The organism is Constrictibacter sp. MBR-5, assembly GCF_040549485.1.
In the GTDB taxonomy this organism is placed as follows: Bacteria; Pseudomonadota; Alphaproteobacteria; order JAJUGE01; family JAJUGE01; genus Constrictibacter.
Map to the genome: position 1 here is coordinate 24156 of NZ_JBEPTK010000023.1, position 26242 is coordinate 50397.

Genomic DNA, 26242 nt, shown 5'->3' on the forward strand with positions numbered 1-26242 from the left:
GCTGGGATCGAGCGGATCAGCCGCCGGTGCGCTGCCGCAACAGGTCCAGCAGCCCGCTAACCTGACCGCCCCGCTGGCGGATGACCGAGGCGAATTCCGAACGCTGCGTGATCACCATGCTCACACCCTCGACCACCAGGTCGGTAATGACGAAACGACCACCGACCCTGTCGACACGCCACTCCAGCTGCACAGGCGGCCCGCTGGCCTGGCGCATCGTCGAACTTACGAAGTCCGTGTCCTGATCCCGGCGCGTGCTGCCCACTTCCAGTGCAACATTCTGGAACTCGGAAAATCGGTCGGCATAGATCTGGATGAGATAAGCCTCCAGAAGCCCGACGAACTCCTGCCGCTCTTCCGGGGAGGCCTGCCGCCAGTAGCGACCCAGCACGAGCTGCGAGAGCTCGCGCATGTCGAACCCCTTGTCCAGGAGTTCGCGGAACTTCTGCTCGCGCTGCGTCTCCGGAACCGAGGGATTGGTCAAAACGGGAACGGCATCCGCGGCGAGGCGGCCGATGAATGCCGCGGCATCCGCTTGGGCGTGCGCCCGACCAGCCGCCATGACGGCAACAACCATGAAGGCGGCTATGTAGAAAAAACGGCCGATCGCTGCGATCATTGCTGCACTTGCTCGTTACGGGTAACGGCTTCGGCCGAACGAAGAGCGTCTTCGTAGGCCCGCTGAGCCGCCTGATGCATCAACAGTGCCTCTTCCGCAAGGCCTGTCGGCTCGGACGAAACCTCAGGCTGAACCGAGACTGTCGAAGCCAAGGGTTCAACGCCACCGCCGGAGATCGGTTGCACCGCGAGCGGTTCATTGTCGGCGAACGACGCTCGCGTGAAAGCGGCGGGTTCCACAGCCGCCAGTTGCGTCTCGCCGTCCATGTTCCGCTCGACCACATCCTGGTCCGCCGATCGGCCGGGCATGGTGATCCCGGTCACAGGCCCGGCCGCGTGAGCGATGAGCGCTGCCGATGCGCCACGGGGTTCTATGAACAGCGGATCGACCGTTGGTGGCGCGCCCTTCGCAGCCGGCGTGACCGCCACGGCAACGTCCGACGCAGCCTCGCCTCCCGGCACCGAAGAGGCGGGACGATCGTCGACGGGCACCGCGTCGGTGCGCCGCGGCCATTCTTCCCTGGCATCGCGGGGCTCGATGAACCGCGGGTCGACCGTCGGCTCCGCCAGTCGGGGCGCAGCGGTCACGTCGGCATCCGGCGGACTGCTTTGCGGCCCGGCCGCGAGCAGCACGTCCGCCTGCACTGACGCGCCGGGGTCGGAACCATCGAGACGACCAGGAGCAAGCCGATCCCGTTCAAGTTGATCTGGGGCGAGAAGGGGCTCGGCGCTGCCCGCGATGCCTTCAGCTAGCAGTGTCTCCGGATGTCCGACCTGAGACGGCTGCTGCCCGGCCGCGAAGACGCCCCCGGGTTCCCCGGCGTTTCGGATCTGCTGGACGCGTCGCTGCCGATACGCGCTGCGGGTAAAGGCGTAGAAGTCCAACGAGGTGCGACGGAGTTCGTCATAGCCCGGCATGAGCCGGTAGCGCAGATCGATCCCCTCCGCCACCGCCCGCGCATACAAGGCGTCGTCGGCATTGGCGGCCTCGGCACCTATACGTACCGGGTCGATCAGCCAGCCGAGGGCGGTGCCGACGGCATCGCGGGCGTTCGACGGCCCGAGGATCGGCAGGACAAGATAAGGGCCTTCGTCGACCCCGTAGGTCGCGAGCGTCTGCCCGACATCCTCCGAATGGTAGGCCAGCCCCATGCTGCTCGCCGGATCGAAGAGACCGCCTACGCCAAGGACGGTATTGACCATCAGGCGACTGAGCGTCGTCTGCGCGCGCGCTCCCTCGCCCTGAGCCAGATCGTTGATCAGGATCAGCGGCGCCCGCAGATTGTTCAGGAAGTTGCGGATGATCTCCTTGCCGAAATCGGGAACGATCTCCCGATACCCGACCGCGGCCGGCCGCAGCAGGAAGGTATCGACGGCGAGGTTTGCCGCGAAGATCTGACGGTTCAGGCCTTCGAGCGGGTCGTTTTCGCTGATCTCACCGTTGTCGCGAAAGCTGCTGCTGCCGTCGACCGAAGCGCAGCCGCCCACGGCCGTCGCAAGGATCGCCGCGACGACGACGCCGCGAAACGACATCGTCCAGCCGCGCCGAGCGTCCTTCGGCCCGGCTGAAAAACTGTCTGACCCCACGAGCAATCGAAACGCCCCCTCTGATCGCGCCCGGAAACGGCCTCAAAACCGGCAGCCGAGCCCCTTTCCCCGCCCCGTCGGGCAACGTGCCGCCGGGCAGAGACTACCTGTTATCCGCCCGTTACGCCGCTTTCTCGACGTTGTTGAACTATCACACGGCCCCGGTTAACGCCAGCTTGCGCCATTATCGCAAAGGGCTTCATCCGCCCGCACGTCTTATTCCGCTGACGTGTCGGGTCGTCACATGCTAGAAAGGACATAAGGATATCCTTATGTTTCGATGGCGCATCGAAGGAGGCGCTCGGACGATGGACGATCTGCTGACGGGATTGAGGGCGGCTGCCGAGCCGACGCGGCTCCGCATCCTGGCTTTGTGCGCGCTGGGCGAACTCAGCGTGACGGAGTTGACGCATATCCTGTCGCAGAGCCAGCCACGCGTCTCCCGCCATCTGAAGCTGCTCTGCGATGCGGGACTGCTGGAGCGCTACCGCGAAGGCAACTGGATGTTCCATCGCATCGCCCCGGCGGGAGCCGGCGCCGACCTGGCGCGCGCTCTGGTGGCGTTGCTGCCGGCCGACACGCCCGACCGGGCGCTCGACCTGGAACGGCTGGAGGCGATCCGCCGGTCGCGGTCGGAGGCGGCAGCAGCCTATTTCAGGCGGAATGCCCGCGAATGGGACGTCATCCGCGCGCTGCATATCGACGAGACCGAGGTCGAGCGCCGGCTCGTCGCACTACTGCCGGAAGGGCCGATCCGGTCGCTTCTGGACATCGGGACCGGCACCGGCCGGGTGCTCGAACTGATGGCGCCGCACGTCGATCGCGCGACGGGCATCGACCTGTCGCGTGAGATGCTCACCCTTGCCCGCGACCGCGTCGGCCGCGGCCCCCTCACCAACTGTTCCGTCCGGCAGGCGGACATGTACCGCCTGCCCGTACCGGGCGGCAGTTTCGACGTCGTCACGATCCACCAAGTCCTGCATTTCGCCCAGGATCCGGCACTTGCCATTGCCGAGGCCGGCCGCGTCCTTCGGCCGGGCGGCCGGCTGTTGGTCGTCGACTTCGCCCGGCACGACCTCGAATACCTTCGCAGCGACCATGCGCACCGCCGCCTCGGTTTCGGCGACGAGGAAATCGCCGGCTGGGTCGCCGCCTGCGGCCTGCGGCCCGCCCCGCCGATCCATCTCCCGGGTGAACCGCTCACCGTCACGATCTGGATCGCCGATCGCCCCGCCGCGGCGGAAGCCGCCCGGGGCTCACCGAACCAACGCCGCGACCTTCCGGTCGCCGCCGCGTAAAGGAGACCATCTTGTCCACCTCGTCCGCCACTGCCCCGCGCGTCTCGTTCGAATTCTTTCCGCCCAAGAACGAGGCGATGGAGGCGACGCTCTGGGACACCATCAAGAAGCTGGAGCCGCTGGGGCCGCGCTTCGTCTCCGTCACGTACGGAGCAGGCGGCACCACGCGCGAACGCACTCATGCGACGGTCCGGCGCATTCGCGAGGAGACGGCGCTGGAACCCGCGGCGCACCTCACCTGCGTGGCGGCGACACGAGAGGAAATCGACGCCGTAGCGCGCGACTATTGGAACGCCGGCATCCGCCATATCGTTGCGCTGCGTGGCGATGCACCGCCGGACGCGGCGGGCTACGTACCGCACCCCGGCGGCTATGCCTATGCGACGGATCTCGTCTTGGGGCTGCGCAAGGTGGGAGACTTCGAGATCAGCGTCGCCGCCTATCCGGAGAAGCACCCCGAGGCGCGCGACGCCGGATCGGACCTGGACTATCTGAAGCGCAAGATCGACGCCGGCGCGACGCGCGCGATCACGCAGTTCTTCTTCGATCCCGACGCGTTCTTCCGCTTCATCGACAAAGCGACCGCCGCCGGCATCACGGTGCCGATCGTGCCAGGCATCCTGCCGGTGACAAACTTCGCCACAGTGACACGGTTCGCCGGCATGTGCGGGGCGCGGATCCCTCCCTATCTCGTCGACCTCTTCGACGGCCTCGACGAAGATCCCGACACGCGCCGGATGATCGCGGCGACGATCGCCGCCGAACACTGCCTGCGCATTCGCGACCAGGGATTCGACGAGTTCCACTTCTATACGCTGAACCGCGCCGAACTGACGAAGGCCGTCTGCCACCGTCTCGGCATTCGCGGCGCGTCACCGGAAGCGGTAGCGAAGCCCGAGCACGAGGTCGTGTGAGGAATAGGCGCCGGCCTCGTAGGATTCGCCGGTCTCCAGGGTTCCGGTAGAAACCTCGCCGAGGTTCATGTAGCGCCAGACCGCTTCCGCGGTCCATCGATCGGCGAAGTCCCAGCTGGCGCCGGCCCCGAGGCCCCAGGCGAAGACGTCGGTCGCCTCGTGCTCGTCCGCCCTGTCGCCGGTCGCGAGCACGGTGCGGATCGTCTCGACATGGTGCCGGGCCCAACCGGCGGTGGCGCCGATGAAGGGCGTCACCGGCCCGTCGCCCCGGTGCTCGACCCAGAGGTTCAGCATGGCGCTGGTCGTGCCGATATTGGTCTCGAAATCGAGCAGCCCCTCCGGCGAAGGGCTGCGGACGTCGAGGTCGAACCGGTAGCGATGCACGACCTCGAGTTCGGTCCGGATCGGCAGAGCGCGCCAAGTTCGGCCGATCCGCAACCCGCCGCCGCCGACGGCCTGCCAGCCGCTCTCGACATAGGGTGCGTCCATGCCGTCGATGTCGAGCCGCGTGACCTCGGCCGCGCCGCCGACGATGACGACGGTGGCATACCAGTCTCCGCCCGCGGCGGCTGCCGGCGGAGCCGCTGCGGCGGCCATGAGCGCGCCGGTCAAGCCAAACGCTGCCCGCCTCACAGAAAAATGATCCGCGCGTTCCGCCGCCATACCAGAATACTATCCTTCGCTCGATCACGAGGCCGTACTACCCACCTTATCGGAGGCAGGCAAATGGCAGGCGTCAAAGGGATTTTCGCGGGCGTGGCCGCGGTCGCGCTGATCTCCATCGGATTTGCGGCTTCGGCCCAGGACGGCGCCCAGTCGGTGAAGGATCGCCAGGCCCTGATGAAGGGGATCGCGGCGAACAACAAGGCGATCGCGGCGATCGTCAAGGGCGAGGGCAGCGAGACGCTGGACGACCTCAAGCGCCGGGCGGGCGAGATCAACGCCGCAGCCGCGAAGGTCCCCGCCGCCTTCACCGCCGGGCTACATGTCGAGAACGCGCCCGCCGGCGTCGAGACGACCGCCCTGCCCGCGATCTGGACGGAGCGCGCCAAGTTCGACGAGGCGTCGAAGGCGCTCGAGGAAGCCAGCGCGAAGCTTGCGGCGTCAGCTGACATGGACGCGGCGAAGGCCGGCTTCGGCGCCGTCGGCAAGAGCTGCGGCGGCTGCCACAACACGTTCCGGCAGAAGAAGAGCTGAGGCTGCGTGCGAGCGACCGGTTTCCGTGACCTGATCGCGGCAGCGGCGGTCGCCGCCCTTGCCGCGACGTCGCCGCCCGCGGCTGCCGCCGAATCCGCCGACGGTGCCGCCCTGTTCGATGCCGCCGGCTGCGCCAACTGCCACACCGACACCAAGGGCGGCGGCAAGCCGCTGGCGGGCGGCGTCGCGCTCGACACGCCGTTCGGCACGTTCCGCACGCCGAACATCACGCCGGACCGCGAGCACGGCATCGGCGCATGGAGCGACGCCGACTTCATCCGGGCGATGCGCGAGGGCGTGGCGCCCGACGGCAGCCACTACTATCCGGCCTTTCCCTACACCTCCTACACGCGCATGACCGATGCGGACATGCTGGCGATCAAGCGGCACATCTTCGCGATGGAGCCAGCGGCGACGCCGTCGAAGCCGCACAACCTCGGCTTTCCGTTCAATCAGCGCTGGCTGATGTGGGGCTGGAACCTGCTGCACTTCGAGCCGGGACCATACATTCCCGACCCCGACCGATCCGAAGCCTGGAACCGCGGCGCCTATCTGGTGACCGCCGTCGCCCATTGCGGCGAGTGCCATACGCCGCGCGGCGCGCTCGGCAATCTCGACATGTCGCGGTGGCTCGGCGGCAACGTCGACGGACCCGACGGCGAGCGTGTGCCGAACATCACGCCCGACCGGGAGACCGGCATCGGCACATGGTCGGCGAGCGACATCGCCTTCCTGCTCGACGCCGGAATGATGCCGGACGGCGACGTGGTCGGCGGCAGCATGTACCCGGTGATCGAAGACGGCACAGATTCCCTGACCGGGCCCGACCGCGACGCGATCGCCGAATACCTGCTGTCCCTGCCGCCCGTCTCCAATCCGAATGCCAGGGCCACCAAGGCCGAGTAGAGCGAGGCCGTCTTGCGGCGGCTTGCCGCCGTTCAGACCTTGGCGTCCTCGCCGGAAAAGGGCGACACGTCGCGTGAGTCGAGCAGCAGGTGGATCAGCGTCGGCCCCGGATGCGCCAGCGCCTCGCGGAACGCCGCCTCGAAGTCGGCTGTCTTCTCGACCCGCCAGGCCGGCATGCCGTAGCCGCGTGCGACGGCGGCGAAGTCCGGGCTCTGCAGGCGCGTGCCGAACTCGCCGGGCGTGCCGTAGGCCCGCTGCTGCGACACCAGGATCGAGCCCCAGGCATTGTTGTCGCAGAGCACGACCTTCACCGGCAGGCCGTGCTGCACCGCCGTCGTCAGCTCCTGACCAGTCATGAGAAAGCCTCCGTCGCCGACGAAGGCGATGCTGGGGGCATCGGGCTTGGCGAGGCAGGTGCCGATGGCGCCGGGCACGGCATAGCCCATGGCGCCGGACATCGGCCCGGCCTGGGTATGCGGACGGGTGAAGCGGTAGAAGCGGTGCACCCAGCGGGCGAAGGTGCCGCTGTCGCACAGGATGACCGACTCCTCCGGTGCCAACGCGTCGACCGCCTCGACGACCTTGGCGAGGTTGACCGGCCCGTTCACCGCGACGGCGTCGGCCTTCACGAAGTCCAACTGCGCCGCATGCAGCCCGTCGCGCCACGCCACCCGGTCGGCCGGCGCGGTCCCCGAAACGGCTGCGGTCACCGCCGCCAGCGTCGGCTTCAGGTTCGCGGCGACCGCCACGGTCGAGCGCCAGCGCGACAGCACGTCCCAGTCCGGGAAGATGTGCACCAGCTTCTGGTCCGGCCGGATCAGGCTGAAGTCGCGCGTCGTGATGCCGTCCAGCCGGCAGCCGACAGCGACGATCAGGTCGCAGGCAGCGAAGGCGTCCGTCTGGAACGGCACCCGGTCGATCTCGATGTGGCCGGCATAGGCGGCGTGGTCGTTGGGGTACGTGTCCTCCTGGCGATAGGTGGCGATCACCGGCGCGCCGCAGGCCTCGGCCAGCGCGACGAGCTCCGCCGAGGCCGCTTCAACGCTGACCAGTTCGCCCGCCAGCAGGATCGGCCGCTTCGCCGCGGCCAGCAGGCCGGCGATTTCCGCTGCCGCCGCCGCGTCGCAACCGGCCGAGGGCTTCGGCCCGGGCTGCGGGATCGGCGCGTCGCCCGTGTCGCCGTCGCTGATATCCTTCGGCATGATGACGATCACAGGCCCGGGCCGGCCGGTCGAGGCGAGCGTCAGGGCGCGCGCCGTCACCTCCGGCACCTGGCGTGCGTGCTGCGGCTCCAGCACGCCCTTGGCGATGGCGCCGTACATGCGGTGATAGTCGATTTCCTGGAACGCCTCCTTGCCGAGCGAGCCGGTCGGCACGTTGCCGATGAAGAGGACCAGCGGGATCGAATCCTGCATCGCCGTGTGGACGCCGATCGAGGCGTTGGTGGCGCCCGGCCCGCGGCTGACGAAGCAGACGGCCGGCCGCCGCGCGATGCGTCCATAGGCGGCGGCGGCGAAGGTGACGCCGCCCTCGTGCCGCGGCGTGATCAGGCGGATGCGGTTCTGCGCCTGCTGCAGCGCCGCCAGCACCGGCAGATAGCTCTCCCCCGGCACCGAAAAGGCGATATCCACGCCCCAGGCCAGCAACGTCTCGACCAGCGCCTCGCCACCCTTCATCCGACCCGTGCTCCCTCGCTTGCGATCGCGCGGAGTCTAGTTGCCCGGACGACTGCGCGCCACCGGCAACGGCCGATGCAACGGAGTGTCACGAAGGCGTCCTGATCTGTTGCGGATCGCGCGCTCCCCCCCTATCTTGCCGCGCTCCGGAGGGGTGGCCGAGTGGTTGAAGGCGCACGCCTGGAAAGTGTGTATACGGGGAACCGTATCGAGGGTTCGAATCCCTCTCCCTCCGCCAATGCGCCCGAGCGCGACTCTCTCCGTCGCCGATTGCGAGGCCGAAAAGCCCGCAGAACTGCGCCGTTTCGGCCGAAAGCTCATGACTGCGCGGCCCCGCCGGAGGGGCCCTTTCGTCTCTCTCGGGCCGGTTCTCTCCGAACCTCATGACTTTGGCCATTTAGTACGGAACTCGTAAGCTACTGATGCAGCGTCATTTTGTTGCCGCCGAAGCTCCGTACTTTCCGAAGAACAGATCGGCAACCGGGCGCGACTGGGCACGAACCGCACTGTTGATTTGCCTTCGGTTTTCCGTCGCTCCGGTGCTGAGGTCGGCACCACCTCCGGCACAGTCACAGATCTTCCCGGCCCGATCACTTGATCACCTTGTCGATGAAGCCGAGGGTGGTGGCGTTTTCCATCAGGGTCCGGACCTTTGCGCGGTCCAGGCCCGAGGGCACTTCCGCGTCGATCTCCAGTTTCAGAGACACTTCGCTGCCGGGCAGCGTCGTCAGTTGCTCGACGATCGCTTCGACGATCTGATGGATCTCGCGGGCAGGCCGGTCGGCTGAGATCATCACGGTTCCAATGAAGCGGGTCGGATTCCTCTCGGCCTGGGCGGTGGCCCCCGCCGTCCCGGCACCGGCACGCGTGGTGAGACCTCCGTCGTGGATGGTTTCGGACATCCCGCCGGCCGCGGCCGCAGCCGCCGAGGGCTTCGGACGGTGAGCCGCGGCGAAGAGGATCGCGAGCGGCTGGCCGATCTCGCGACGGCCGTGCAGGACATGGAACAGCAGCTGTCGACGGTCTGGCCGCCGCTGCGCGAGCTGCATGCCCGGCGGTCGGAGGCGATCAGCCGGACGCTGTGGGTCGTCGCCCGGCACTATCTGGCGGGCCGGACCGGTACGGATGCGCTGGACATCGGCCCGGATGGCTTGGTGACCGAAGCCTGCCTCGACAGCCTGCCGCCCGGCCATGTGAGCGCGATCGCCGGCAGGGCGATGGCGATGCGCCACCCCTCGCGGGATCAGGAAAAAAACTCACCTGCGCCGTCGCCGTCTGGCTCGAACCGGAAGCCTTCGACATCGACGACGGCGACGAAGCCGCGGCCGGCGGATGGGACATCTGCGGCGAGCACTTCGACAGCAACCCCGCACGTACACTGACGGCGGCCGACTTCGCGATGCTCGACGTGTGGCAGCTCTTCCGCGGCGGCACCGGTCCCGGCTTCCTGCCCGACGCCGGCGGCGTGATGGACCAGCCGACCGCGATGCTGAGGGCATTCGCGCGTGCCGGCAAGCGCGCGATCGCCGCCGGCCGGACGACGACGGTGATCATGTTCGTCCTGCTGCCGCAGACGCGGCTGAAGAAACGCCTCGACGTGAAGGGTGCCGGCGAGCGGTGGGTCGGCCGGCTGCCGGGACTGATCCTGAAGGAATGGCAGGCGGCGCCGGTCGACGCGGCGCTGTCGCGTAGAGGGCGCTGACGTGGCGGACCGCGAGCTCTCCATACGGCTGTCGCTGAAGGACGCGGAGACCGTCCGGCGCGCCCTCGAAGCGGTGGGCAGGGACGGACAGGCGGCGTTCGACCGCATGACGCGCGCCGCCGAGCCGGCCTCGGTCCGGCTGCGGCTGGTGAACACTGCGGCGGCCGAAGGCCAGGCCGTGATGCGGAACTACGCCGCGCAGCTGGGGCCGGTCGGCAACGCGCTCGGCATGCTGAGCACGCGCGGCCTCGTCGCTGCTGCCGGCATCGGCGCGGTGGCGCTGGCGATCGGCAAGGGGCTCGGCGTCAGCCGCCAGCTGGAGACGCTGAAGGCCTCCCTCGTAACCGTCACCGGCTCCGCGTCCGCCGCCGCCACGGCGTTCGAGCAGATCACCGCCTTCACGACCGAGACGCCCTTCACGCTCGATCAGGTCGCGAGCGCCTTCATCAAGCTCAAGGCGCTGGGCCTCGACCCGTCGGAAGCGGCGCTGCGTTCCTACGGCAACACCGCCTCGGCGATGGGCAAGAGCCTCGACCAGCTGATCGAGGCCGTGGCCGACGCCGCGACCGGCGAGTTCGAGCGGCTGAAGGAGTTCGGCATCCGGGCGTCGAGCGAGGGCAGCCGGGTCACCTTCACCTTCCGCGGCATCTCGACGACGGTGCAGAAGGAAGCGCAGGCGATCGAGGGCTATCTGCGCCGGCTGGGCGATGTCGAGTTCGCGGGCGGCATGGAGCGCCAGGCGCAGACGCTCGAAACCCAGATCAGCAACCTGACCGACGCGTGGCGGCTGTTCCTCGCCGAAGTGGCGAACGTCAGCGGCGCGCGCTCGGCCGCGGGCGGGTTCCTGACCTGGCTGACCGAGGCCGCGACGCAGGCGCGGCGAGGACTGGCTGCGACCACCGACTTCTCGCGCCAGATCGTCGAGAACGCCCGCCAGATCCGCACGATCGAGGACGAACTCGCGCAGCTTCGCGCGATGGGGATGTCCGAGAAAGACCCGGAGGTCAGCAGCCGTCTGCCGATCCTGGCGCGGATGCGCGAGGAAGAGGCGAAGCTCATTGCCGCTGCTCGCGCCGAGGCCGACGCTGCCGGTGCCGACGCGGCCCGGGTGAAGGCCGAGGCGGATGCCCAGGCGGCGGCGAAGGCCGAGGCGCGCGCGGCGGCGATCGCCAGGCTGACCGCCGAGCAGGCCCGCGAGATCGAGCTCGCCCGCATGGCTGCCGACGTTCGCGCCCAGCAGAACGCCGCCGACAGGGCCGAGGCCGATCTGCGGAAGGAGGTCGCCGACGCGACCGATGCGGAGATCGCCGCCGCGCGTGCCCGGGCGATTGAGGCGGTTAAGACGCAGCAGGCCGTCTCGGCTGCAGCGAGTGCGGGCAGCAAGGCAGAGGCGGACGCCGCCCGCGAGGCCAAGAAGAACGCCGAGGACTGGCTGCGGGTCATCGGTACCGTCAACGAAGAACAGCGTCGGTCGACGGAAGCCAAGGCCGAGGCGCATGACGACATCGCCGAGCAGATCGCCGGCATCGAAGCAGAGACGCGCCAGTTCGGCCTGTCGAACGTCGAGCGCGAGATCGCCGTCGAGCTGATCAAGGCCGAAGCCCTCGCGAAGCGCGCCAACACCGCCGTCACCGAGGACGAGCGCAAGGCGATCGAGGCCGCGACCCGCGCCCGCGCCGCCGAGCGCGAGCGGATCGAACAGCAGACGCGCGCCCGCGAGGACGCCGCGCGCGAGGCGGAGCGCACGACGGACCGGGTCGTCGATTATGCCGGCGATACCTTCGCCGACTTCTTCGCCGACACGCCGAAGTCGTGGAAGGACATGTGGAACGACATGTATTCCACGGCGAAGCAGACGCTCGCCAAGCTCGGCGGCGACCTGATCCTGCGCCCGGTGATCGCGCCGGTGGTGAATGCGGTGTACGGCGTCCAGGGCGCGGGCGACGCGCCCGGCCTCGGCGGAATCGGGGGCGGTGCCACCGGTACACGCGGCCCCGGCATCACGGATCTCGGCAACCTGCTGTCGCAGCAGAACGCGATCTTCGGCGGGCTGACGAGCAGCATCAACAGCTTCGGCGCCAGCCTCGGCTTCGCGTCCGGCGCGCAGATCGCCGCCCCGAGCGCCAGCTTCGTCGGACCGATGCCGCTGGCCCAGGGGTCGCTGTTCGGCACGACGACGCTGTCGGGGTTCCTGGGCGGCGTCGGTGCCGGCTTCGGCGCGGGCACGATGCTCGGCAGTCTGCTGGGTGCCACGCAGACGAACAGCATGATCGGATCCGGTGGCGGTGCGCTGCTCGGGGCCGGTATCGGCAGCATCGTCCCCGGCATCGGCACGCTGGTCGGCGGCCTCGTCGGCGGCCTGCTGGGCGGCGGCCTGTCCGCGCTGTTCGGCAAGGGCGGCAAGGACAAGCTGAAGATCCTGTCCGCCGACAACCCGCAGGGCAACGCACTGCTCGGCGACACGTTCGACGACGATCTCGCCCTGCGGAGCCCCTTCGGGTATGTCGGCCTCTCCGACAACAAGACGAGCGGCCATGACGCCGCCTTCGTGTCGAAGCTGGTCCAGACGCTCCGGCGCAGCGACCAGGGCGCCGCGCAGTATCTGTCGGGATCCGAGATCGCGACCGTGTCGACCGCGCTGCAGAACCAGGGCGGCTACAACCGCTCCGACCGGAAGTTCGGCGAGGAGGAGTTCGGCAAGGTCATCCGCGGCCGGCTGAAGCCGATCCTCGAGGCGCTGGACATCAACGGGCAGCTGATCGCCGCAACGCTCGCCGGTACCGACGCCGAGGAACTGCAGGCCGCGGCCCAGGAGCTTCTCGCCCGGCGCCAGGCGGTGCGGGACATCATCGACTACAGCGGTGAAGAAGGGGAGATCCACAAGGCCGAGCGGTCGGCGTTCATGCAGCTGCAGAGCGCGATCGACGAACTCGCCGTCGCAAACGACGACTTCGGCTTCAGCGCCGACAAGGCGGCGGCGGCACAGAAGCGCCTGGTCGAGGAATATCTCGGCCTCGCCGATGCGATCGAGCCGATGACGGCCGCCGAAAAGGCGCTGGCGGCAATGAACGAGCGGATCGCCCAGACGGCCGAGCTGGCGAAGCAGGTCGGGATCGACCTGACGCCGGCGGAGATCGAGACGAAGCTCCGCGAGCAGCTGCGCACCGGCTTCGACGGGGGGATCGCCGAGCAGATCAAGGCGCTCACCGATCCGCTGGGCGCGGCGCTCGATGCCTGGCAGAAGGCGGCCGACGCCCGGCTGGCCGATGCCAAGTTGCTGGGCGGGAACCTCGTCGAGGTCGAGCGGCTAAACGCGATCGAGCGCCAGAGGATCGTCGAGCAGTATACCGGCGCTGCGGCCGATACGATCCGCGGCTTCCTGACGGACCAGTTCCAGGGTGCCGGCTCGGTCCTGGCGCCGCGCACGACACTGGTGAATGCCGAGGCCGAGTTCGATCGCCTGCTCGGCCTCGCACGGGGCGGTGACGCAGCGGCCCTCGCGGACATCACCAGCGCTGCACAGAACTATCTCAACGCGCAGCGCGCGATCAGCGCCAGCGGTCCGGAGTTCTTCCAGGTCTTCGACCGGGTCACCGATAGCCTGAAGGCTTTCGTCGGCGACACGACCGGCATGCTGTCGTCAGGCGCCACGGCGGCCGCATCCCTGGTACCGCTTCTCGGTGACATCGAGAAGGCGACCGCGGACGGGAACGCCGCCATCGTCGCCGAGCTGGTCGGCCTGCGCCGGACCCTGGCCGGAGGACTGACGAGCGGGCCGACCGCCGCCGCGATCGTCAACGTGCAGCCCGCCGCCGTTACGGTGGTGGCGGACCTCGCCGCAGCCGGGACCCCAAGCTACGCGGCGGGCGACGCCGCCGCCGGCGCCATGGCGCGGGTGGCGAGCAACACGGAACAGCTGGGGCCGATCCTGAAGAGCCTCGCTTCGGAATCGGCGCGCGGCTTCGAGCGCCTGGTGCAGGAGAACCGCATGCTGAACCGTAAGGTGGAAGAGCTGACCGAGGCGGTCCGTCGCCAGCAGGATGCGCTCGACCGGCTCACGGCCAGAGTGAGGGCCGCCTGATGGCGATCGTTGGCCTCGCCGCCCACCAGACGAGTGCTACGACCGGAACGGGAGCCTACGATCTCGACGGGGACGTCGCCGGCGCCCTGAGCCTCGTGCAGGGTGCTGCGATCGAGAGCGGCGACAATGTCGGGCCGTGGGCGGTCGAGTATGTCGCGCGCTCCGGCACTAACATCGAGAACGGCATCGGCACCCTGACGGCCGGCGCCCCGGCGACGTTGACGCGCGACACGATCATCCGGTCGACCAACGGCAACGCGGCGATCGCCTGGGGCGGCGGTACGCGCGACGTCTTCCTGGCGCCGGGCGCCACGACGCTGAGCCTCCTGTCCGAGGCGACCGCCGATGCCGATCCCGACACGCTCGCGCGCCGGGATGCCTCGGGGCGGCTGCGCGCCGCCACGCCAACTGCCTCGTCGCATCTGGCGACCAAGGGCTATGTCGACGCGGCAGACATCTTCCTGCAGGACGCGGTCGAAGATGCGCAGACCACGGCCGATGCGGCCCAGGATGCGGCTGATGCCGCGGCGGGTGCGGGCACCGCGCACGCGGCACGGACCGACAACCCGCACGCGGTGACGAAGGCACAGGTCGGCCTCGGCGACGTGCTGAACTTCGCGCAGCTCTACCTGACGGTGGCGACCGTCGGCGCGGCCGGTTCCCTGGCCTTCTCGAACGGCACGACGACATTCGCCCTGAAATGGGGTGCCGTCACCGGGATCGCGGCAGGCGCCAACCAGGGGGTCACCTATCCGGCTGCCTTCCCCACGGCCACGCTCGCAGTGATGACCCAGCACCGGAACGCCAGCTTCTCGGGATCGAACAGCGTGACGACGGGCGTGCACTCGGAGACCGCCGCCAGCTTCACGATCTACAACAACGCCAGCATGGCGGTCGACCTCTTCTGGTTCGCGATCGGGCACTGAGATGATTCCCGGAACGACGACCCTCGCGACCTGGTCGGTCGCGACGCTGCCGCTCGCCCACGCGGTGGCCGACCCGCTGCAGCTCCTGCTGGCCGATCCCGATGCCGAGCTTCTATTCGTGCTCGCCGCATACCCGCAGCCCCTTGCCGGGCTGGACAGCGACTTTCCCTATGCACTCGCGACGGAGCCGCTGGCGGCGCTCGACGAGGCGGAAGAAGGCGAGGATCACACGATCCTGCTGTCCGACCGCGGCTACACGACGGGCGCCGACGAGGATCCGCCGCATCGGCACTTCCCGCCACGGCTGGCGACCGCCTTCAACTTCGAGAGCGCAATTCCGCGGCCCGGCCGGGACGACCCGGCGACGCTGAGCTATGGAGAGATCCGCATCGCCAACGGCGATCGCGCCTACGACCACCTGCTCGACTATTCCTGGACGGGCCGACGCGTCGACCTGCTGGTCGGCGGCACACTGAAGCCGCGGCGGCATGGCGAGCGCCGCCTGAAGTTCCACGAGTTCGGGACGATGTTCCGCGGCACGGTCGAGGCGATCGAAGCGGACGATACCAGCCTGCGGCTGACCATGCGCGACCCTGCGGCGCGCCTGGAACGGGTGCCGCCGCGAACGTTGTTCGCCGGGACGGGAGGCCTGGAAGGCGGTGAAGATCTCGACGGCTTGGCGAAGCCGATAGGCTGGGGCCGCAACCGCAACGTCCCGCCCGTTCAGCTCGATGCCGTCGACCTCGTCTACATGCTGTCGGCCGGGCCGATCCAGGCGGTGCTGGCCGTCCGCGACAAGGGCATATCGCTCGGCTTCGCCGGCGACCATGCCGACCTCGCCGCACTGCTGTCCGCCAGCCTGGCGCCGGGGGACTATGCGACGTGCCTCGCCCTCGGCGTGCTGCGGCTGGGGGCGCCGCCGGGGGGACGGGTCACGGCGGATTTTGAGGGCGACATCTCGTCGGGCTATCCCGACACGGCCGCCGCGATCGTCCGGCGCCTGGCGACGCTCTATGGCGGTTTCGTCGACCCGGACGAGATCGACGCCGCCGCCTTCGCCGGGCTGGCCGCACCGCAGGCAATGCACCTCTGGCTGGGCCCGCAGGACGGCCGCACGATCGACCAACTGATCCGCACGCTGATGGACAGCGTCGAGGGCTGGGTGGGCTTCACCCGCGACGGCCGGCTGACGCTCGGACTGCATCGGCCGCCGGAAGTGGAATCCGCGACCACGGACATCGAGGCGGCCGACGAGATCGGCCGCAGCCTGGCGATCGTCCAGTCCGAGGACCCGGTCTGGCGCGCGCGCATCGGGTACGACGGACTGGAGCTGGTGCAGTCGGCCGACGAACTGGCCGAGGGCGTGGCGGCCGAGGAGCGAGCTTACTACGGCCGGGCGCACCGTTTCGCACCCTATGTCGATTCCGTCGTGGAAGGCCTGCATGCGCGGCCGCGCGACGTGGAGCGCGCGACGCAGATCGACGATCCGGCCGATGCCGCCGACCTCGCCCGAACGATCGTCCTGCGCGACGGGCAGATCCGGCGGGTCTGGAGCCTCGATGTCGCACGCGGGCTGCTGCGATTCCGGCCGGGGGCCGTCGTGCGCCTGACCTCGCCCCGCTACGGCCTGGGCAGCGGCCGGCCGCTGCGGGTGATGCGCGTCGTCGAGCGCGCGAACATGCGGACCGTCCGACTCGATCTCTGGGGGTGACATGGGCAACCTGATCCTGGCGCTGCCGACAATCTCGGACCGCGCGGTGATCGCGGCCGGCAGCGCCGCGGCGACGATGGAAGCGGCGAACCTGCAGAGCGTGCAGCCGGGCGACCGCTGGCGCGCGACCGACCTTAGCAACGCCTGGCTGCAGATCGACCTGGGTGCGGCCGCGGCCGTCCGGATGATCTGGCTGGGCTACACGAACGCGAGCGCCGGTGCTCTATGGCGAGTCAGAGCGGCGAATACGCTCGCGGATCTGACCGGATCCCCCGCCTACGACAGCGGCTGGATCGCGCATCGCGTCGGGAACACCGCAGACTGGAATCGCACCCACGCCTTCCTCTGGCTGACCGCGACGATCGCGCACCCGCACTGGCGCATCGACATCGACGATGGCGACAACCCGGACGGCTGGTACGAGGCCGGACGCCTCTATCTCGCCGACCCGTGGCAGCCCAGCCGCAACCGCCGCTACGGCGCCGCCGACGGCTATGCCGACGACAGCGGCGCCGAACGCGCGCGGGGCGGGCAAACCTATGTCGCCGAAGGCGGACAGTGGCGCGAGGGCAGCTTCACCCTCGGCTTCATGGATCGGGAAGAGATGCAGGCGAACGCCGCCCGCATCGACCGGCTGGTCGGCACGCGGCGCGACCTGCTGATCCTCTACGACCCGGACGACACGGGCCGGCTGATGGACGAGTGCTTCTATGCGCGCCTGACCGAACTGCGCCCGCTGCTGCTGCCGCATCACCGGCTCTACGAGAAGAGCTACGCCTTCGCCGAGTGGGAGCTGCCCTGATGAGCCTGGCGAACCGCGCGCAGCAGACGAGCAGCACGAAGGGCACGGCCACCTATGTCCTCGACGGGACCAAGCCGGGGCGGCAGCGCCTGTCGACAGCGATGGCGAAGGTGGCGGAGCGGCTGGGGCTGGCGGGCGGTACGGCGGGCCCGTGGAGGATCCGCTACACCGCAACGGACGCGACCGGACGGCATGAGGTCGGATACGGGACGCTCACGCGGGGCGCAGGCGGCGCCTTCGACACCCTGACGCGGGACGAGATCCTCGACAGCGCTGCGAACGACGGCGCGGTGAACTGGCCGACCGGGACGCGCACCATCACCGTGACGATCGACGGCGACGCGGTGGGCTCGCTGCTCGACCTGAACGCCCCGCTCGGTCCGGTGCAGCGCACCGGCCGCGACCGCTACGGCTGGGGCCTCGTCGCCGACGGCGAGACGGACAACGCCGCCGCGCTGGAGGCGGCGATCAACGCCAGCAACGGCCTGCCGGTCGACCTGCCGCCGGGGACGCTGAAGGTCGGGCGGGCGCTCGTCATCACGGCTGGGTCGTTCCATCTGCGCGGCGCGCGCGGCGAGCGCGGCCAAGTGAAGGGCGGCCAGGGCACGGTCATCGACGCTGCGGACATCGCCGCCGGCGACTGGCTGGTGGACGCCTACTCGGCGGAGGCGCCGCTGACGAACGGCATCGGCCCGTTCACCGTCGAGAATGTCGAGGTGCGCCTCGGCCTCGCCAACGGCTTCCAGTTCGGCCGGCCGGACCTGTCGAACGCCGGCCAGACCGACCGCAGCCAGTACGACACCGTCGCCGACGGCAGCGGCCAGCGCTATGTGCACGGCGTCCGCTTCTCGCACTGCAAGATCGTCGGCACCCGCGTCACGCCGGCGAGCGACGGCAACGGCATCATCGCCCGATCGGGGCAGCGGCTGATCCGCCTCGCCAAGGCGTTCGAGAGCGTCGTCGAGGACACGATGCTCGACGGCGGCGACGTGCAGATCGAGACCTGGGGCTGCGACACGCCGACCGTGCGGGAGGTCCGCGGCAACTACTGCCACGTGCCGATCCTGTTCCAGAACTCCGGCACCTTCTCGGTCGCCCATCGGGTGCGGGATTTCCAGACCGAGCACTTCACCTTCGGCGCCATCGTCTCGGTCTCGGCGATGATCGACGGCGCCGGCATCCGGGTCGAGGCGAACGTCGGCTCGCCGGCGAAGCACGGCCGCTGGGACATGACGGCCGACCTCGCGATCACGGCAGAGGTCACGGCCGGGTCGGGCACCGTCGTCTTCAGCGAGGACATGACGGGCATCCTGCACCCGTATCTCTCGCTGATCGAACTGAGCGACGGCGCCGGGAACAGCGACGTCTGCCTGGTCCAGGGCGTGAACGGTACCGACGTCACCGTCTGGACGCTGGGCTTCGCCTTCGACTGGAGCAACGCCACGGCCTCGGTCGTGCGCATCCACGGCTATGGCGTCATGCACGGCGGCACCTATGGCGCCAACTATGGCGGCGGCCACGTCGACCCCTACCTGAACTGCCCGGCCTTCGTGAACTGGAGCCAGTCCGGCTCGATGGTCATCGCCAACGTGCTGAAGAATCCCGGCACGAACGGCGATGTCCGCAGCCTCTGCCTCGGCAACAAGGTCGGCAATTCCCCCAACTACAGCCGCGGCATGGTCTTCGTCGGCTGCTCGACCTCACTGCTGCCGGTCGAGCCGGCGCATCCGCATGTGCGGATCGTCGACCAGGCCGGCAGCATGGGCATGGCGCCGCACCAGGCCGGCCTGCGGCTGCCCAAGCTCGACCCGTGGGCGATCGTCGCTCAGCTGCCGGGCCGGCGGGTCGTCGCACTCGATCCCACGAACTACACCTACTCGGCGTTCGACAACATCGTGATCAAGGTGATCGCCGGGGATGCGAACACAAACCAGCGCTTCGCCGCCTGGAAGGTGCCGGCATCGACGGTGCTGAATTTCGGCCTGCCGACCGTGCCCTCGACCGTGCCGACGAAGCCGACGCAGATCCGCTGGGGCATCGTCGCACGGACGGTCGGCGGCGCGGCAGGAAGTCTGGCGGTGCAGACGGTCGGCAACGGCGGCTCGACATCGCTCATCTATCCCGTCGCCGGTGCGCTCGACTGCATCGAGGTGATGGAGGACGGCGTACCGCCGCAGTGGATCGGCAGCCGCACGACCGTGCCGCCGGGCATCCGGATCACCCCCGCCCAGGACACCTACATCCTCGGCGTCTACATGATCGAGGAGCCGCGCAACGTCCTGGAGAGTGCCTATCTCGGCCGGACCTCGGGCAGGAAGGTGCCGGTGGCGAACGGCGTGGCGACCGGGATCTGCAAGGTCGCGTGCGAGCGAAACAACAGCGGCTTCGTCCATGTGAAGTTCCGCAACAGCGCGACGATCCGCGGCGGCAACCAGGGCTACTGCTACGTCAACGGCGAGTGGCCGATTGCCTTCTCCAGCCACGGCGGCGTGCCGAAGCTGGTCGGGACGGTGCAGCAGCTCTGGAAGACACAGGATTCGGTGAACGCCGGCGTGTTCACGATCGACGTCGCCGTGACCGCCGCCGTCTCCGGCCAGGAACTCACGATCTCGGTGGAGTACGCCGTCAGCGGCTCCAGCGCCGGCAGCGTCAGCGAGTGCATCGGCTATTGGGGATGCGAGGTGCTCGGCGACGACGCGCATCTGGTGGCGCCGCTGTGAGGGCAGTCCGTGAGCTCGCCACATCAGAGGGCATCACAAAGATCCAACCCGCTAATTTTATTAACGTTTTCTCTTACAGCCACAGGTCCAAAGACGGATCCCGCAGGTCTTGAAGCGGCATTCTCCCATCCTAAATCATTCTCGCCGAACGGCGGGTTACCGCGTTCGGCGCGAGGCTCGACCTTGAGGGTGAGCCGCCGCGCGCTTGCACATCGCTTCCAGCGAAGGGTGTGTTTGATCGTGCGTCCGATGCCGCTGCCGGGCCCAACCGGTAGTCCGGCGATGGACCAGCCTGCCACCTTCGTGCCCTTTGCCCTTCCGATGCTGTGCAGTCGCGGCCGGCGGCTCTTCCGTCATCGAGGTTCATAGCGATGAATTTCGAGAAGGTGGAGGACTCAGTCATGACACAGCTCGCTGCAGAAAACAGCCCACTGCCGCGCAGGGCGCGGCCAATGAAAAGACCAGTCGGATGCGGTAGCGATATCGACATCATCGGTTCTGACGCCGCGGCCGTGGATGCCTCGCGAGAGACCATTGAGCAACCGGATGCCGTTGACTTGGCCGCCATGGAGTCGTTTCCCGCCAGCGATCCACCGGGATGGCTCGGCATCACCGCCGGCACCCCAATCAGACATGCCGAAGGTATCCTGCAATAGGGAGGCGACCATGAGTGCGCTTGCGAAGATCCAGGGGGGCTCCGATCCTCGCAGCCGGGCAGTTCCGTCCCGATCCGCACCAACCAGCGAGGCGGATCTCATTGACCTCGGCCATGAGCGGTGGAAGCGCCGTCCTTCGCCTCCGTGCCATGTCAGCCCGGCAAAGGGCGCCGCCGTGCGGATATACCGCCCAGCGCGCAGCGTCATGCAGGCGGGACAGGCGCGGACCAAGAAGTGGGTGCTCGAATTCCAGCCGAGATGGGCCCCCCAAACCGAGCCTCTTATGGGCTGGACGAGCTCGCGGGATACGCTACAGCAAGTGAAGCTGACCTTTCCGACCAAGGAGCGGGCGGTTGATTTCGCAAAACGCCAAGGCTGGCCCTGCACCGTCATCGATCCTCATGAGCGGAGGGTACGTTCCCAAGCGCCATCCCGACAGCTTCCGGTTCCAGCTCCGCCGGCCACTCTGACCGTCGTAGTAGGCAGACCGGGGGAAGGTGAGCATGGCGCCGATCATCGCAAACGACTCGCCCGAACGGGCCCTGAACCGCTTCGAACTGGTGCTGCTCGCAGGCGAGCGCTCGCGCCCGCTGGGGCGGGGCGAACCGCAGACGGTCGAAGCCTCGGGTGATCCACGAACGCTCGTATCCCAACGGAGATTGCCGCCGGAAAGCTATTCCCACGGGTTACGCGAACAGCTGGTTCTCAGGCCCCGGCGTCAGAGTTTCGAGGAGCTTAAGCTCGATACGCGTCACGAAGAGGCTAACCTCGGCCCTCGGGCCGAAGGCGGCAACGGCGAGGTGATCCTGCCTAGGACTGATCAGGTAAACGAGAAGCAATGGGGCCATGCAGCGTGAGAATAGTATAGCAGAAGGCCGCGCGACGGACGGCAACCAGACTGCAAGCCATATCGAGCGCTGGTCGACCTGGGACTATGCGATTGCTGCGGCGTACGCCGCGCTGCTGATAGCGCCGGCACCGTTCTTGCGGGCACCGCCGGCTTGGGTGTGGGTACTCATGAGCCCCCCCGGACGCCCCCGTCAAACGCGCTAAGGCCGACAGCCTACGTGGCAAGAATCAGGAGGCGGAGATTCGACCAAGCACCAAGAGGGGACGATGATGCGCCCCGGTCCTTCCCAGGGCCACTCATTCCCGACGGGCGATGCGCCTGAACGCGCTCCAGGGAAATCTAAACTGGACCACTGATGAAAGCGAGCAATACAGAGTAGCGACACGAGGAAACAACGATGAGGATCGCACAAATTGCCCCTCTCTACGAAAGAGTGCCGCCGAAACTCTACGGCGGCACCGAACGCGTTGTGTCCTACCTCACCGAGGAGCTTGTCCGCCAAGGGCACGAGGTCACACTGTTCGCCAGCGGCGACTCCCGCACGGCGGCGCAGCTAGTGCCAGGCAGTGAAACCGCGCTGCGCCTCAATCCAGAAGTCCGTGACCCGTGGCCATACCACGTCGTGATGTTGGACAAGATCAAGCAGCGGGCGTGCGACTTCGACATCCTCCATTTCCACATCGACTACTGCCATTTCCCGCTGTTCCGCGAGATGGCGAGCCGGACCGTGACGACGCTGCATGGACGGCTGGACCTGCCGGATCTGCCGCCGGTCTATAATGCGTTCCCAGAGATGCCGCTCATTTCGATCTCCGATCATCAGCGCACGCCCTTGCCCGCCGCGAACTGGGTCGGCACGATTTATCATGGCCTGCCGCGCGACCTTCTGAAATTTCAGCCGGACGCGTGTCGCAGCTACCTCGCGTTCCTTGGCCGCATTAGCCCGGAGAAACGGCCCGATCGCGCGATCGAGATCGCCCGCCGGACGGGCTTGCCGCTCAAGATTGCCGCGAAGGTGGACAGGGCGGACCGAATGTACTTCGACGAACATATTCGGCCGCTGCTGGACGATCCGCTCATCGAATTCGTCGGCGAGATCGGCGAGGCGGAGAAGGGCGCCTTTCTGAGCGGAGCGATTGCGTTGCTCTTTCCCATCGACTGGCCCGAACCCTTCGGTCTTGTGATGATCGAAGCGATGGCTTGCGGCACGCCCGTCGTCGCCTGGCGCAGCGGCTCAGTCCCGGAAATAGTGGAAGACGGGGTTACAGGGTTCATCGTCGAGAGCCTGGAAGGCGCAGTCGCCGCAGTCCCCAAGGTCATGGTGCTCGACCACGCCGAAATTCGCCGCCGCTTTGAGGAACGATTCACCGCCGAACGCATGGCCCGCGATTACGTAAGTCTTTACCAGTCGCTGGGTTACACCCCGATCAAACCGGCACTCGATGCTCGACCCCGACCGATGACACCAGAAGCGATGTCGGGTCTTGCACAGGCGCGGAGGTCGTTCTCGCTCGAATCTGTTGCGGCGGCCTGAGCGCGGCGCAGTGCACGAAGCGGCGACACCCGCGCGGAATGCAGAATCCCGCCAGGTGTCCCGCCTCGATAGGCAGCTTTGATCCGGAGATACACCCCATGAGTGAGCCAGACTCGCAGGCCACGTTGCTACAAGCGAGCGGGGTCAGCAGCTACGGCATTACCGCCACATTCTCACTACCGGAAAGGCGACTGCGGACCCTCAAACACGGTCATACCTTCGGGCTTTTCGACCCCCACGGCGACATCGTCCCGGGACGTGGAAGTCCCGATGGGCTCTTCCACGACGACACCCGCTTTCTCTCCGGGCTGCAGCTTCTCATTAACGGTCTTCGGCCACTGCTACTCAGCTCCACGGTTCAGGATAACAACGCGCTGCTGACCGTCCACCTCACCAACCCCGACATCCTAGACGACGAGAAGCTGATGCTCCCCAAGGATGTCATCCACATCCTGCGAACAACTTTCATCTGGCAGGGACGAAGCTTTGAGCGGCTGCGGATTCAGAACTTCGGTGACCGCGAGTATCGATTTACTGTAACTTTCTGTTTCACAGCCGACTTCGCCGACCTGTTCGAGGTTCGCGGACATCGGCGGTCCCGTCGCGGCAGCATTGAATGCGCGGTCGAGAATGCGAACACCGCTGCATTTCGCTATACCGCGCTCGACGGCCGGCGCCACTCGACGACCTTGCACTTTGAGCCCGCGCCGGTGGAACTCCAGCCCGGCAGTGCCCGGTACGAGCTGACGCTCGCGCCGGGGGAGCAGGCGGCAATTGTGATCACTTGCACCTGCGCAAACGGCGACGGCCCGACAGCTTTGGATCCTGGATTCCTGCCAAGCTTTCGCGAGGCGCGCCGAGCGCACCGACTGTCAACGGCGCGCGCCGCGGCGATAGAGACTTCGAATGAGATCTTCAACGAAATTCTCTGCCGCTCGATGGCGGACCTGTACATGCTCCTGACCGATACTGAGCATGGCCCGTACCCTTACGCGGGCGTCCCCTGGTACAGCACGATATTCGGTCGCGATGGCATCATCACGGCCATCGAGACGCTCTGGGTCGACCCGGAGATAGCGCGGGGCGTTCTTTGCTTTCTCGCGGCTCATCAGGCCAGGGACTTCGATGCGCGGGCGGATGCCGAGCCAGGCAAAATCCTGCATGAGATGCGCTTAGGCGAGATGGCGCGTCTCGGCGAAGTACCCTTCGGCCTGTACTACGGCAGTGTGGACGCGACGCCGCTGTTCGTACTTCTCGCAGGGCTCTACTACGAAAGGACGCAGGATCTCTCCCTCATCCGCCGACTGTGGCCGCACATCGAGGCGGCACTCGCCTGGATGGACAACCACGGCGACATCGACGGGGACGGGTTTGTCGAATATGCCCGTAAGGATGCCGCAGGGTTGCTGAATCAGGGTTGGAAGGACTCTCATGATGCCGTCTTTCACGAGGACGGCCGGACGGCGCCGTTGCCGATCGCCCTGGTTGAGGTGCAGGGCTACGTCTACGCCGCCAGGCGCCATGCCGCACGGATCGCGCGAGCGCTCGGCAACAAGGCCAGAGCGGACGTGCTCGATCGCCAAGCGGACAACTTGCGCGACGAGGTAGAGCAGCGTTTCTGGATGGAGGACAAGGGGTTCTACGCCTTGGCGCTCGATGGCCACAAGCGTCAGTGCCGCGTCCTCACTTCGAACGCCGGCCACTTGCTCTTTTGCGGCCTTCCGACTGCCGATCGAGCGGCTCGGGTCGCGGCGAGGCTGACAAGCGCCGCCTTCCTCTCAGGCTGGGGGATTCGTACGGTCGCGACCGGCGAGTCCCGCTACAGCCCGATCTCATACCATAACGGGTCTGTCTGGCCCCATGATAACGCTCTCATCGCACTCGGGCTCTGCCGCTACGGCGCAAACACGCACGCCCACCAAATTTTCCAAGGACTGTTTGATGCGGGGGGATACATGGAGTCGCGCCGCCTGCCCGAGCTGTTCTGCGGCTTTCGGCGCCAGCCTGGCATTGGGCCGACCATCTATCCCGTTGCCTGCGCGCCCCAGGCTTGGGCGAGCGCAACACCCTTCGCCTTGCTAAAAGCGTGCCTTGGCATCCAATTCGATCACGCGGGACGGGAAATCAGGTTCCGACGGCCCTGGCTGCCCCGCTTTCTGGACGAGCTGGTCATCCGATCGCTGCGCCTCGGCGAGACGCGCGCGGACATCCTGCTCCGCCGCTATGAAGACGATGTTTCGGTCAACGTACTCGGCCGCAGCGATGACGTGGCCGTGACCGTGACGTATTGAGGCTGGGATCATTCCAGCGTTCGAGGAGGAAAGAGATCTATCGGAGTACAGGCCATGACCGTCCGGAGGTTACTAGAAAAAAAGGGAAGGTTCGTCTCGGTGGCGCCGCCCACGGCCAGGGTCCAGGACATCGTCGACCAGCTCGAGCGCGACGATGTTGCCGCGGTCGTGATCAGTGGTGACGGCAAGCAGATTGAGGGCATCGTATCCGCCCGCGCTATCGCGCATGGCCTGAAGCAGTTCGGCCGCGACGTCGTGGACCGTCCAGTTTGGGACCTGATGACGCGCGAGGTCGCGACCTGCGACATCGGTGAGCCTCTCAGTCGTGTCTATGAGCTCATGGACGAGCATCAGGTCCGCCACATTCCAATCACTGACGGTGGCGCACTGTGCGGTATCATCAACACGCTCGACGTAGTGAAGCATCGACTCGCCGAGATCGATGCTGAAGCCGCCGCGCTGAAGGAATACATTTCCGGTCGCACATAGGAGCCGGACCGTGGAGCGGGCGCGGCGCGTCCCCGACGAAATGGCCAACCTGCTCGCGGTGCTCGCCGTCGGAGCGGCCCCTATGCCGCGTCGACGGCCCCTGCTTCGTCGACAGGTAAGGCCTCCGTGTCCGGCTTGGCCAGTTCACGTGCCAACGTCTTCAATGCGGTGTCGTCGAGCGTTTCCTTCGCTAGAGCGTTTTCCGATCAATCTGCGTCATAGCCTGCTTTGGCGAAGTAATTCGCGCATTCGGCGGGCGAGTAGAGGTCGACGATGCGGCCGAT

The 26242-nt window shown here is 67.7% G+C and carries 20 protein-coding genes and 1 tRNA gene; 16 read left to right on the forward strand and 5 right to left on the reverse strand.

The genetic code is table 11. The features are described 5' to 3' along the window. Positions 1-16 precede the first annotated feature (16 nt). Complete coding sequence (locus ABIE65_RS25895; protein ID WP_354081659.1) at positions 17-619, reverse strand: MlaC/ttg2D family ABC transporter substrate-binding protein; 603 nt, start codon at positions 617-619, stop codon at positions 17-19. Next, complete coding sequence (locus ABIE65_RS25900) at positions 616-2151, reverse strand: MlaA family lipoprotein (protein WP_354081660.1); 1536 nt, start codon at positions 2149-2151, stop codon at positions 616-618. The genes ABIE65_RS25895 and ABIE65_RS25900 overlap by 4 nt, the downstream gene beginning before the upstream one ends. Positions 2152-2513: 362 nt before the next feature. Here ABIE65_RS25900 and ABIE65_RS25905 point away from each other — a divergent pair, with 362 nt between their 5' ends. Both ABIE65_RS25905 and metF read left to right on the forward strand, forming a co-directional pair. Continuing rightward, positions 2514-3503 carry an ArsR/SmtB family transcription factor gene (locus ABIE65_RS25905; RefSeq protein WP_354081661.1) on the forward strand — a complete coding sequence of 330 codons (990 nt, stop codon included), beginning with the start codon at positions 2514-2516 and terminating at the stop codon, positions 3501-3503. A gap of 11 nt (positions 3504-3514) precedes the next feature. Beyond that, on the forward strand, positions 3515-4417 hold the full coding sequence (metF, locus tag ABIE65_RS25910; RefSeq protein ID WP_354081662.1) for a methylenetetrahydrofolate reductase [NAD(P)H]: 903 nt from the start codon (positions 3515-3517) through the stop codon (positions 4415-4417). On the opposite strand, the gene ABIE65_RS25915 is transcribed toward metF, so the two are convergent. Then, positions 4376-5029, reverse strand: coding sequence for an outer membrane protein (locus ABIE65_RS25915; RefSeq protein WP_354081663.1), 654 nt, complete (start codon positions 5027-5029; stop codon positions 4376-4378). The two genes, metF and ABIE65_RS25915, sit on opposite strands and share 42 nt — an antisense overlap. Positions 5030-5143: 114 nt before the next feature. Between ABIE65_RS25915 and ABIE65_RS25920 the strand changes: the two genes are divergently transcribed. Continuing rightward, positions 5144-5614, forward strand: coding sequence for a c-type cytochrome (locus ABIE65_RS25920; protein ID WP_354081664.1), 471 nt, complete (start codon positions 5144-5146; stop codon positions 5612-5614). Between the two features lie 6 nt (positions 5615-5620). After that, complete coding sequence (locus ABIE65_RS25925) at positions 5621-6520, forward strand: c-type cytochrome (protein ID WP_354081665.1); 900 nt, start codon at positions 5621-5623, stop codon at positions 6518-6520. A 32-nt stretch (positions 6521-6552) separates the two neighbouring features. Here the strand turns inward: ABIE65_RS25925 and ABIE65_RS25930 are convergent, their stop codons facing one another. Next, the gene (locus ABIE65_RS25930) at positions 6553-8196 is read right to left on the reverse strand and encodes a thiamine pyrophosphate-dependent enzyme (protein ID WP_354081666.1); all 1644 of its coding nucleotides are present in this window, start codon (positions 8194-8196) and stop codon (positions 6553-6555) included. A 148-nt stretch (positions 8197-8344) separates the two neighbouring features. Here ABIE65_RS25930 and ABIE65_RS25935 point away from each other — a divergent pair. Beyond that, positions 8345-8434 (forward strand) — tRNA-Ser (locus tag ABIE65_RS25935). 352 nt (positions 8435-8786) lie between these two features. Here ABIE65_RS25935 and ABIE65_RS25940 read toward each other — a convergent pair. After that, positions 8787-9389 (reverse strand): hypothetical protein, encoded by a 603-nt coding sequence (locus ABIE65_RS25940; RefSeq protein WP_354081667.1) that lies wholly within the window; start codon positions 9387-9389, stop codon positions 8787-8789. A 206-nt stretch (positions 9390-9595) separates the two neighbouring features. On the opposite strand from ABIE65_RS25940, the gene ABIE65_RS25945 reads away from it, so the two are divergent. From ABIE65_RS25945 to ABIE65_RS25995, 11 genes are all read left to right on the forward strand, one after another. Next, a complete protein-coding gene (locus tag ABIE65_RS25945; protein ID WP_354081668.1) occupies positions 9596-9898 on the forward strand; it encodes a DUF6441 family protein in 303 nt (100 codons plus the stop codon). A gap of 1 nt (position 9899) precedes the next feature. Beyond that, the gene (locus ABIE65_RS25950; RefSeq protein WP_354081669.1) at positions 9900-13979 is read left to right on the forward strand and encodes a tape measure protein; all 4080 of its coding nucleotides are present in this window, start codon (positions 9900-9902) and stop codon (positions 13977-13979) included. Beyond that, positions 13979-14905, forward strand: coding sequence for a gp53-like domain-containing protein (locus ABIE65_RS25955; protein WP_354081670.1), 927 nt, complete (start codon positions 13979-13981; stop codon positions 14903-14905). Before ABIE65_RS25950 ends, ABIE65_RS25955 begins: the two co-directional genes overlap by 1 nt. 1 nt (position 14906) lies before the next feature. Beyond that, entirely contained in the window at positions 14907-16616 is a 1710-nt protein-coding gene (locus tag ABIE65_RS25960) for a hypothetical protein (RefSeq protein WP_354081671.1), read from the forward strand. Between the two features lies 1 nt (position 16617). Then, the gene (locus ABIE65_RS25965; RefSeq protein ID WP_354081672.1) at positions 16618-17418 is read left to right on the forward strand and encodes a hypothetical protein; all 801 of its coding nucleotides are present in this window, start codon (positions 16618-16620) and stop codon (positions 17416-17418) included. Then, positions 17418-20138 carry a hypothetical protein gene (locus tag ABIE65_RS25970; protein WP_354081673.1) on the forward strand — a complete coding sequence of 907 codons (2721 nt, stop codon included), beginning with the start codon at positions 17418-17420 and terminating at the stop codon, positions 20136-20138. Before ABIE65_RS25965 ends, ABIE65_RS25970 begins: the two co-directional genes overlap by 1 nt. Before the next feature lie 371 nt (positions 20139-20509). After that, positions 20510-20794, forward strand: a complete 285-nt coding sequence (locus ABIE65_RS25975) for a hypothetical protein (protein ID WP_354081674.1) — start codon at positions 20510-20512, stop codon at positions 20792-20794. Positions 20795-20999: 205 nt separating this feature from the next. Further along, complete coding sequence (locus tag ABIE65_RS25980) at positions 21000-21425, forward strand: NADH dehydrogenase ubiquinone Fe-S protein 4 (RefSeq protein WP_354081679.1); 426 nt, start codon at positions 21000-21002, stop codon at positions 21423-21425. Between the two features lie 616 nt (positions 21426-22041). Next, the gene (locus ABIE65_RS25985; RefSeq protein ID WP_354081675.1) at positions 22042-23178 is read left to right on the forward strand and encodes a glycosyltransferase family 4 protein; all 1137 of its coding nucleotides are present in this window, start codon (positions 22042-22044) and stop codon (positions 23176-23178) included. Positions 23179-23276: 98 nt separating this feature from the next. Beyond that, positions 23277-25469 (forward strand): amylo-alpha-1,6-glucosidase, encoded by a 2193-nt coding sequence (locus tag ABIE65_RS25990; RefSeq protein WP_354081676.1) that lies wholly within the window; start codon positions 23277-23279, stop codon positions 25467-25469. Between the two features lie 54 nt (positions 25470-25523). After that, complete coding sequence (locus ABIE65_RS25995; RefSeq protein WP_354081677.1) at positions 25524-25958, forward strand: CBS domain-containing protein; 435 nt, start codon at positions 25524-25526, stop codon at positions 25956-25958. The last annotated feature ends 284 nt before the right edge of the window (positions 25959-26242 follow it).

What these genes read in the sequence shown, in the direction of transcription:
- ABIE65_RS25985 (WP_354081675.1), top strand. Translation starts at nt 22,042, where the DNA reads ATGAGGATCGCACAAATTGCCCCTCTCTACGAAAGAGTGCCGCCGAAA.
- ABIE65_RS25940 (WP_354081667.1), bottom strand. Translation starts at nt 9,389, where the DNA reads ATGGCCGGGCGGCAGGCTGTCGAGGCAGGCTTCGGTCACCAAGCCATC.
- ABIE65_RS25960 (WP_354081671.1), top strand. Translation starts at nt 14,907, where the DNA reads ATGATTCCCGGAACGACGACCCTCGCGACCTGGTCGGTCGCGACGCTG.
- ABIE65_RS25930 (WP_354081666.1), bottom strand. Translation starts at nt 8,196, where the DNA reads ATGAAGGGTGGCGAGGCGCTGGTCGAGACGTTGCTGGCCTGGGGCGTG.
- ABIE65_RS25980 (WP_354081679.1), top strand. Translation starts at nt 21,000, where the DNA reads ATGCAGGCGGGACAGGCGCGGACCAAGAAGTGGGTGCTCGAATTCCAG.
- ABIE65_RS25995 (WP_354081677.1), top strand. Translation starts at nt 25,524, where the DNA reads ATGACCGTCCGGAGGTTACTAGAAAAAAAGGGAAGGTTCGTCTCGGTG.
- ABIE65_RS25945 (WP_354081668.1), top strand. Translation starts at nt 9,596, where the DNA reads ATGCTCGACGTGTGGCAGCTCTTCCGCGGCGGCACCGGTCCCGGCTTC.
- ABIE65_RS25965 (WP_354081672.1), top strand. Translation starts at nt 16,618, where the DNA reads ATGGGCAACCTGATCCTGGCGCTGCCGACAATCTCGGACCGCGCGGTG.
- ABIE65_RS25900 (WP_354081660.1), bottom strand. Translation starts at nt 2,151, where the DNA reads ATGTCGTTTCGCGGCGTCGTCGTCGCGGCGATCCTTGCGACGGCCGTG.
- ABIE65_RS25975 (WP_354081674.1), top strand. Translation starts at nt 20,510, where the DNA reads ATGAATTTCGAGAAGGTGGAGGACTCAGTCATGACACAGCTCGCTGCA.
- ABIE65_RS25920 (WP_354081664.1), top strand. Translation starts at nt 5,144, where the DNA reads ATGGCAGGCGTCAAAGGGATTTTCGCGGGCGTGGCCGCGGTCGCGCTG.
- ABIE65_RS25990 (WP_354081676.1), top strand. Translation starts at nt 23,277, where the DNA reads ATGAGTGAGCCAGACTCGCAGGCCACGTTGCTACAAGCGAGCGGGGTC.
- ABIE65_RS25955 (WP_354081670.1), top strand. Translation starts at nt 13,979, where the DNA reads ATGGCGATCGTTGGCCTCGCCGCCCACCAGACGAGTGCTACGACCGGA.
- ABIE65_RS25895 (WP_354081659.1), bottom strand. Translation starts at nt 619, where the DNA reads ATGATCGCAGCGATCGGCCGTTTTTTCTACATAGCCGCCTTCATGGTT.
- ABIE65_RS25905 (WP_354081661.1), top strand. Translation starts at nt 2,514, where the DNA reads ATGGACGATCTGCTGACGGGATTGAGGGCGGCTGCCGAGCCGACGCGG.
- ABIE65_RS25970 (WP_354081673.1), top strand. Translation starts at nt 17,418, where the DNA reads ATGAGCCTGGCGAACCGCGCGCAGCAGACGAGCAGCACGAAGGGCACG.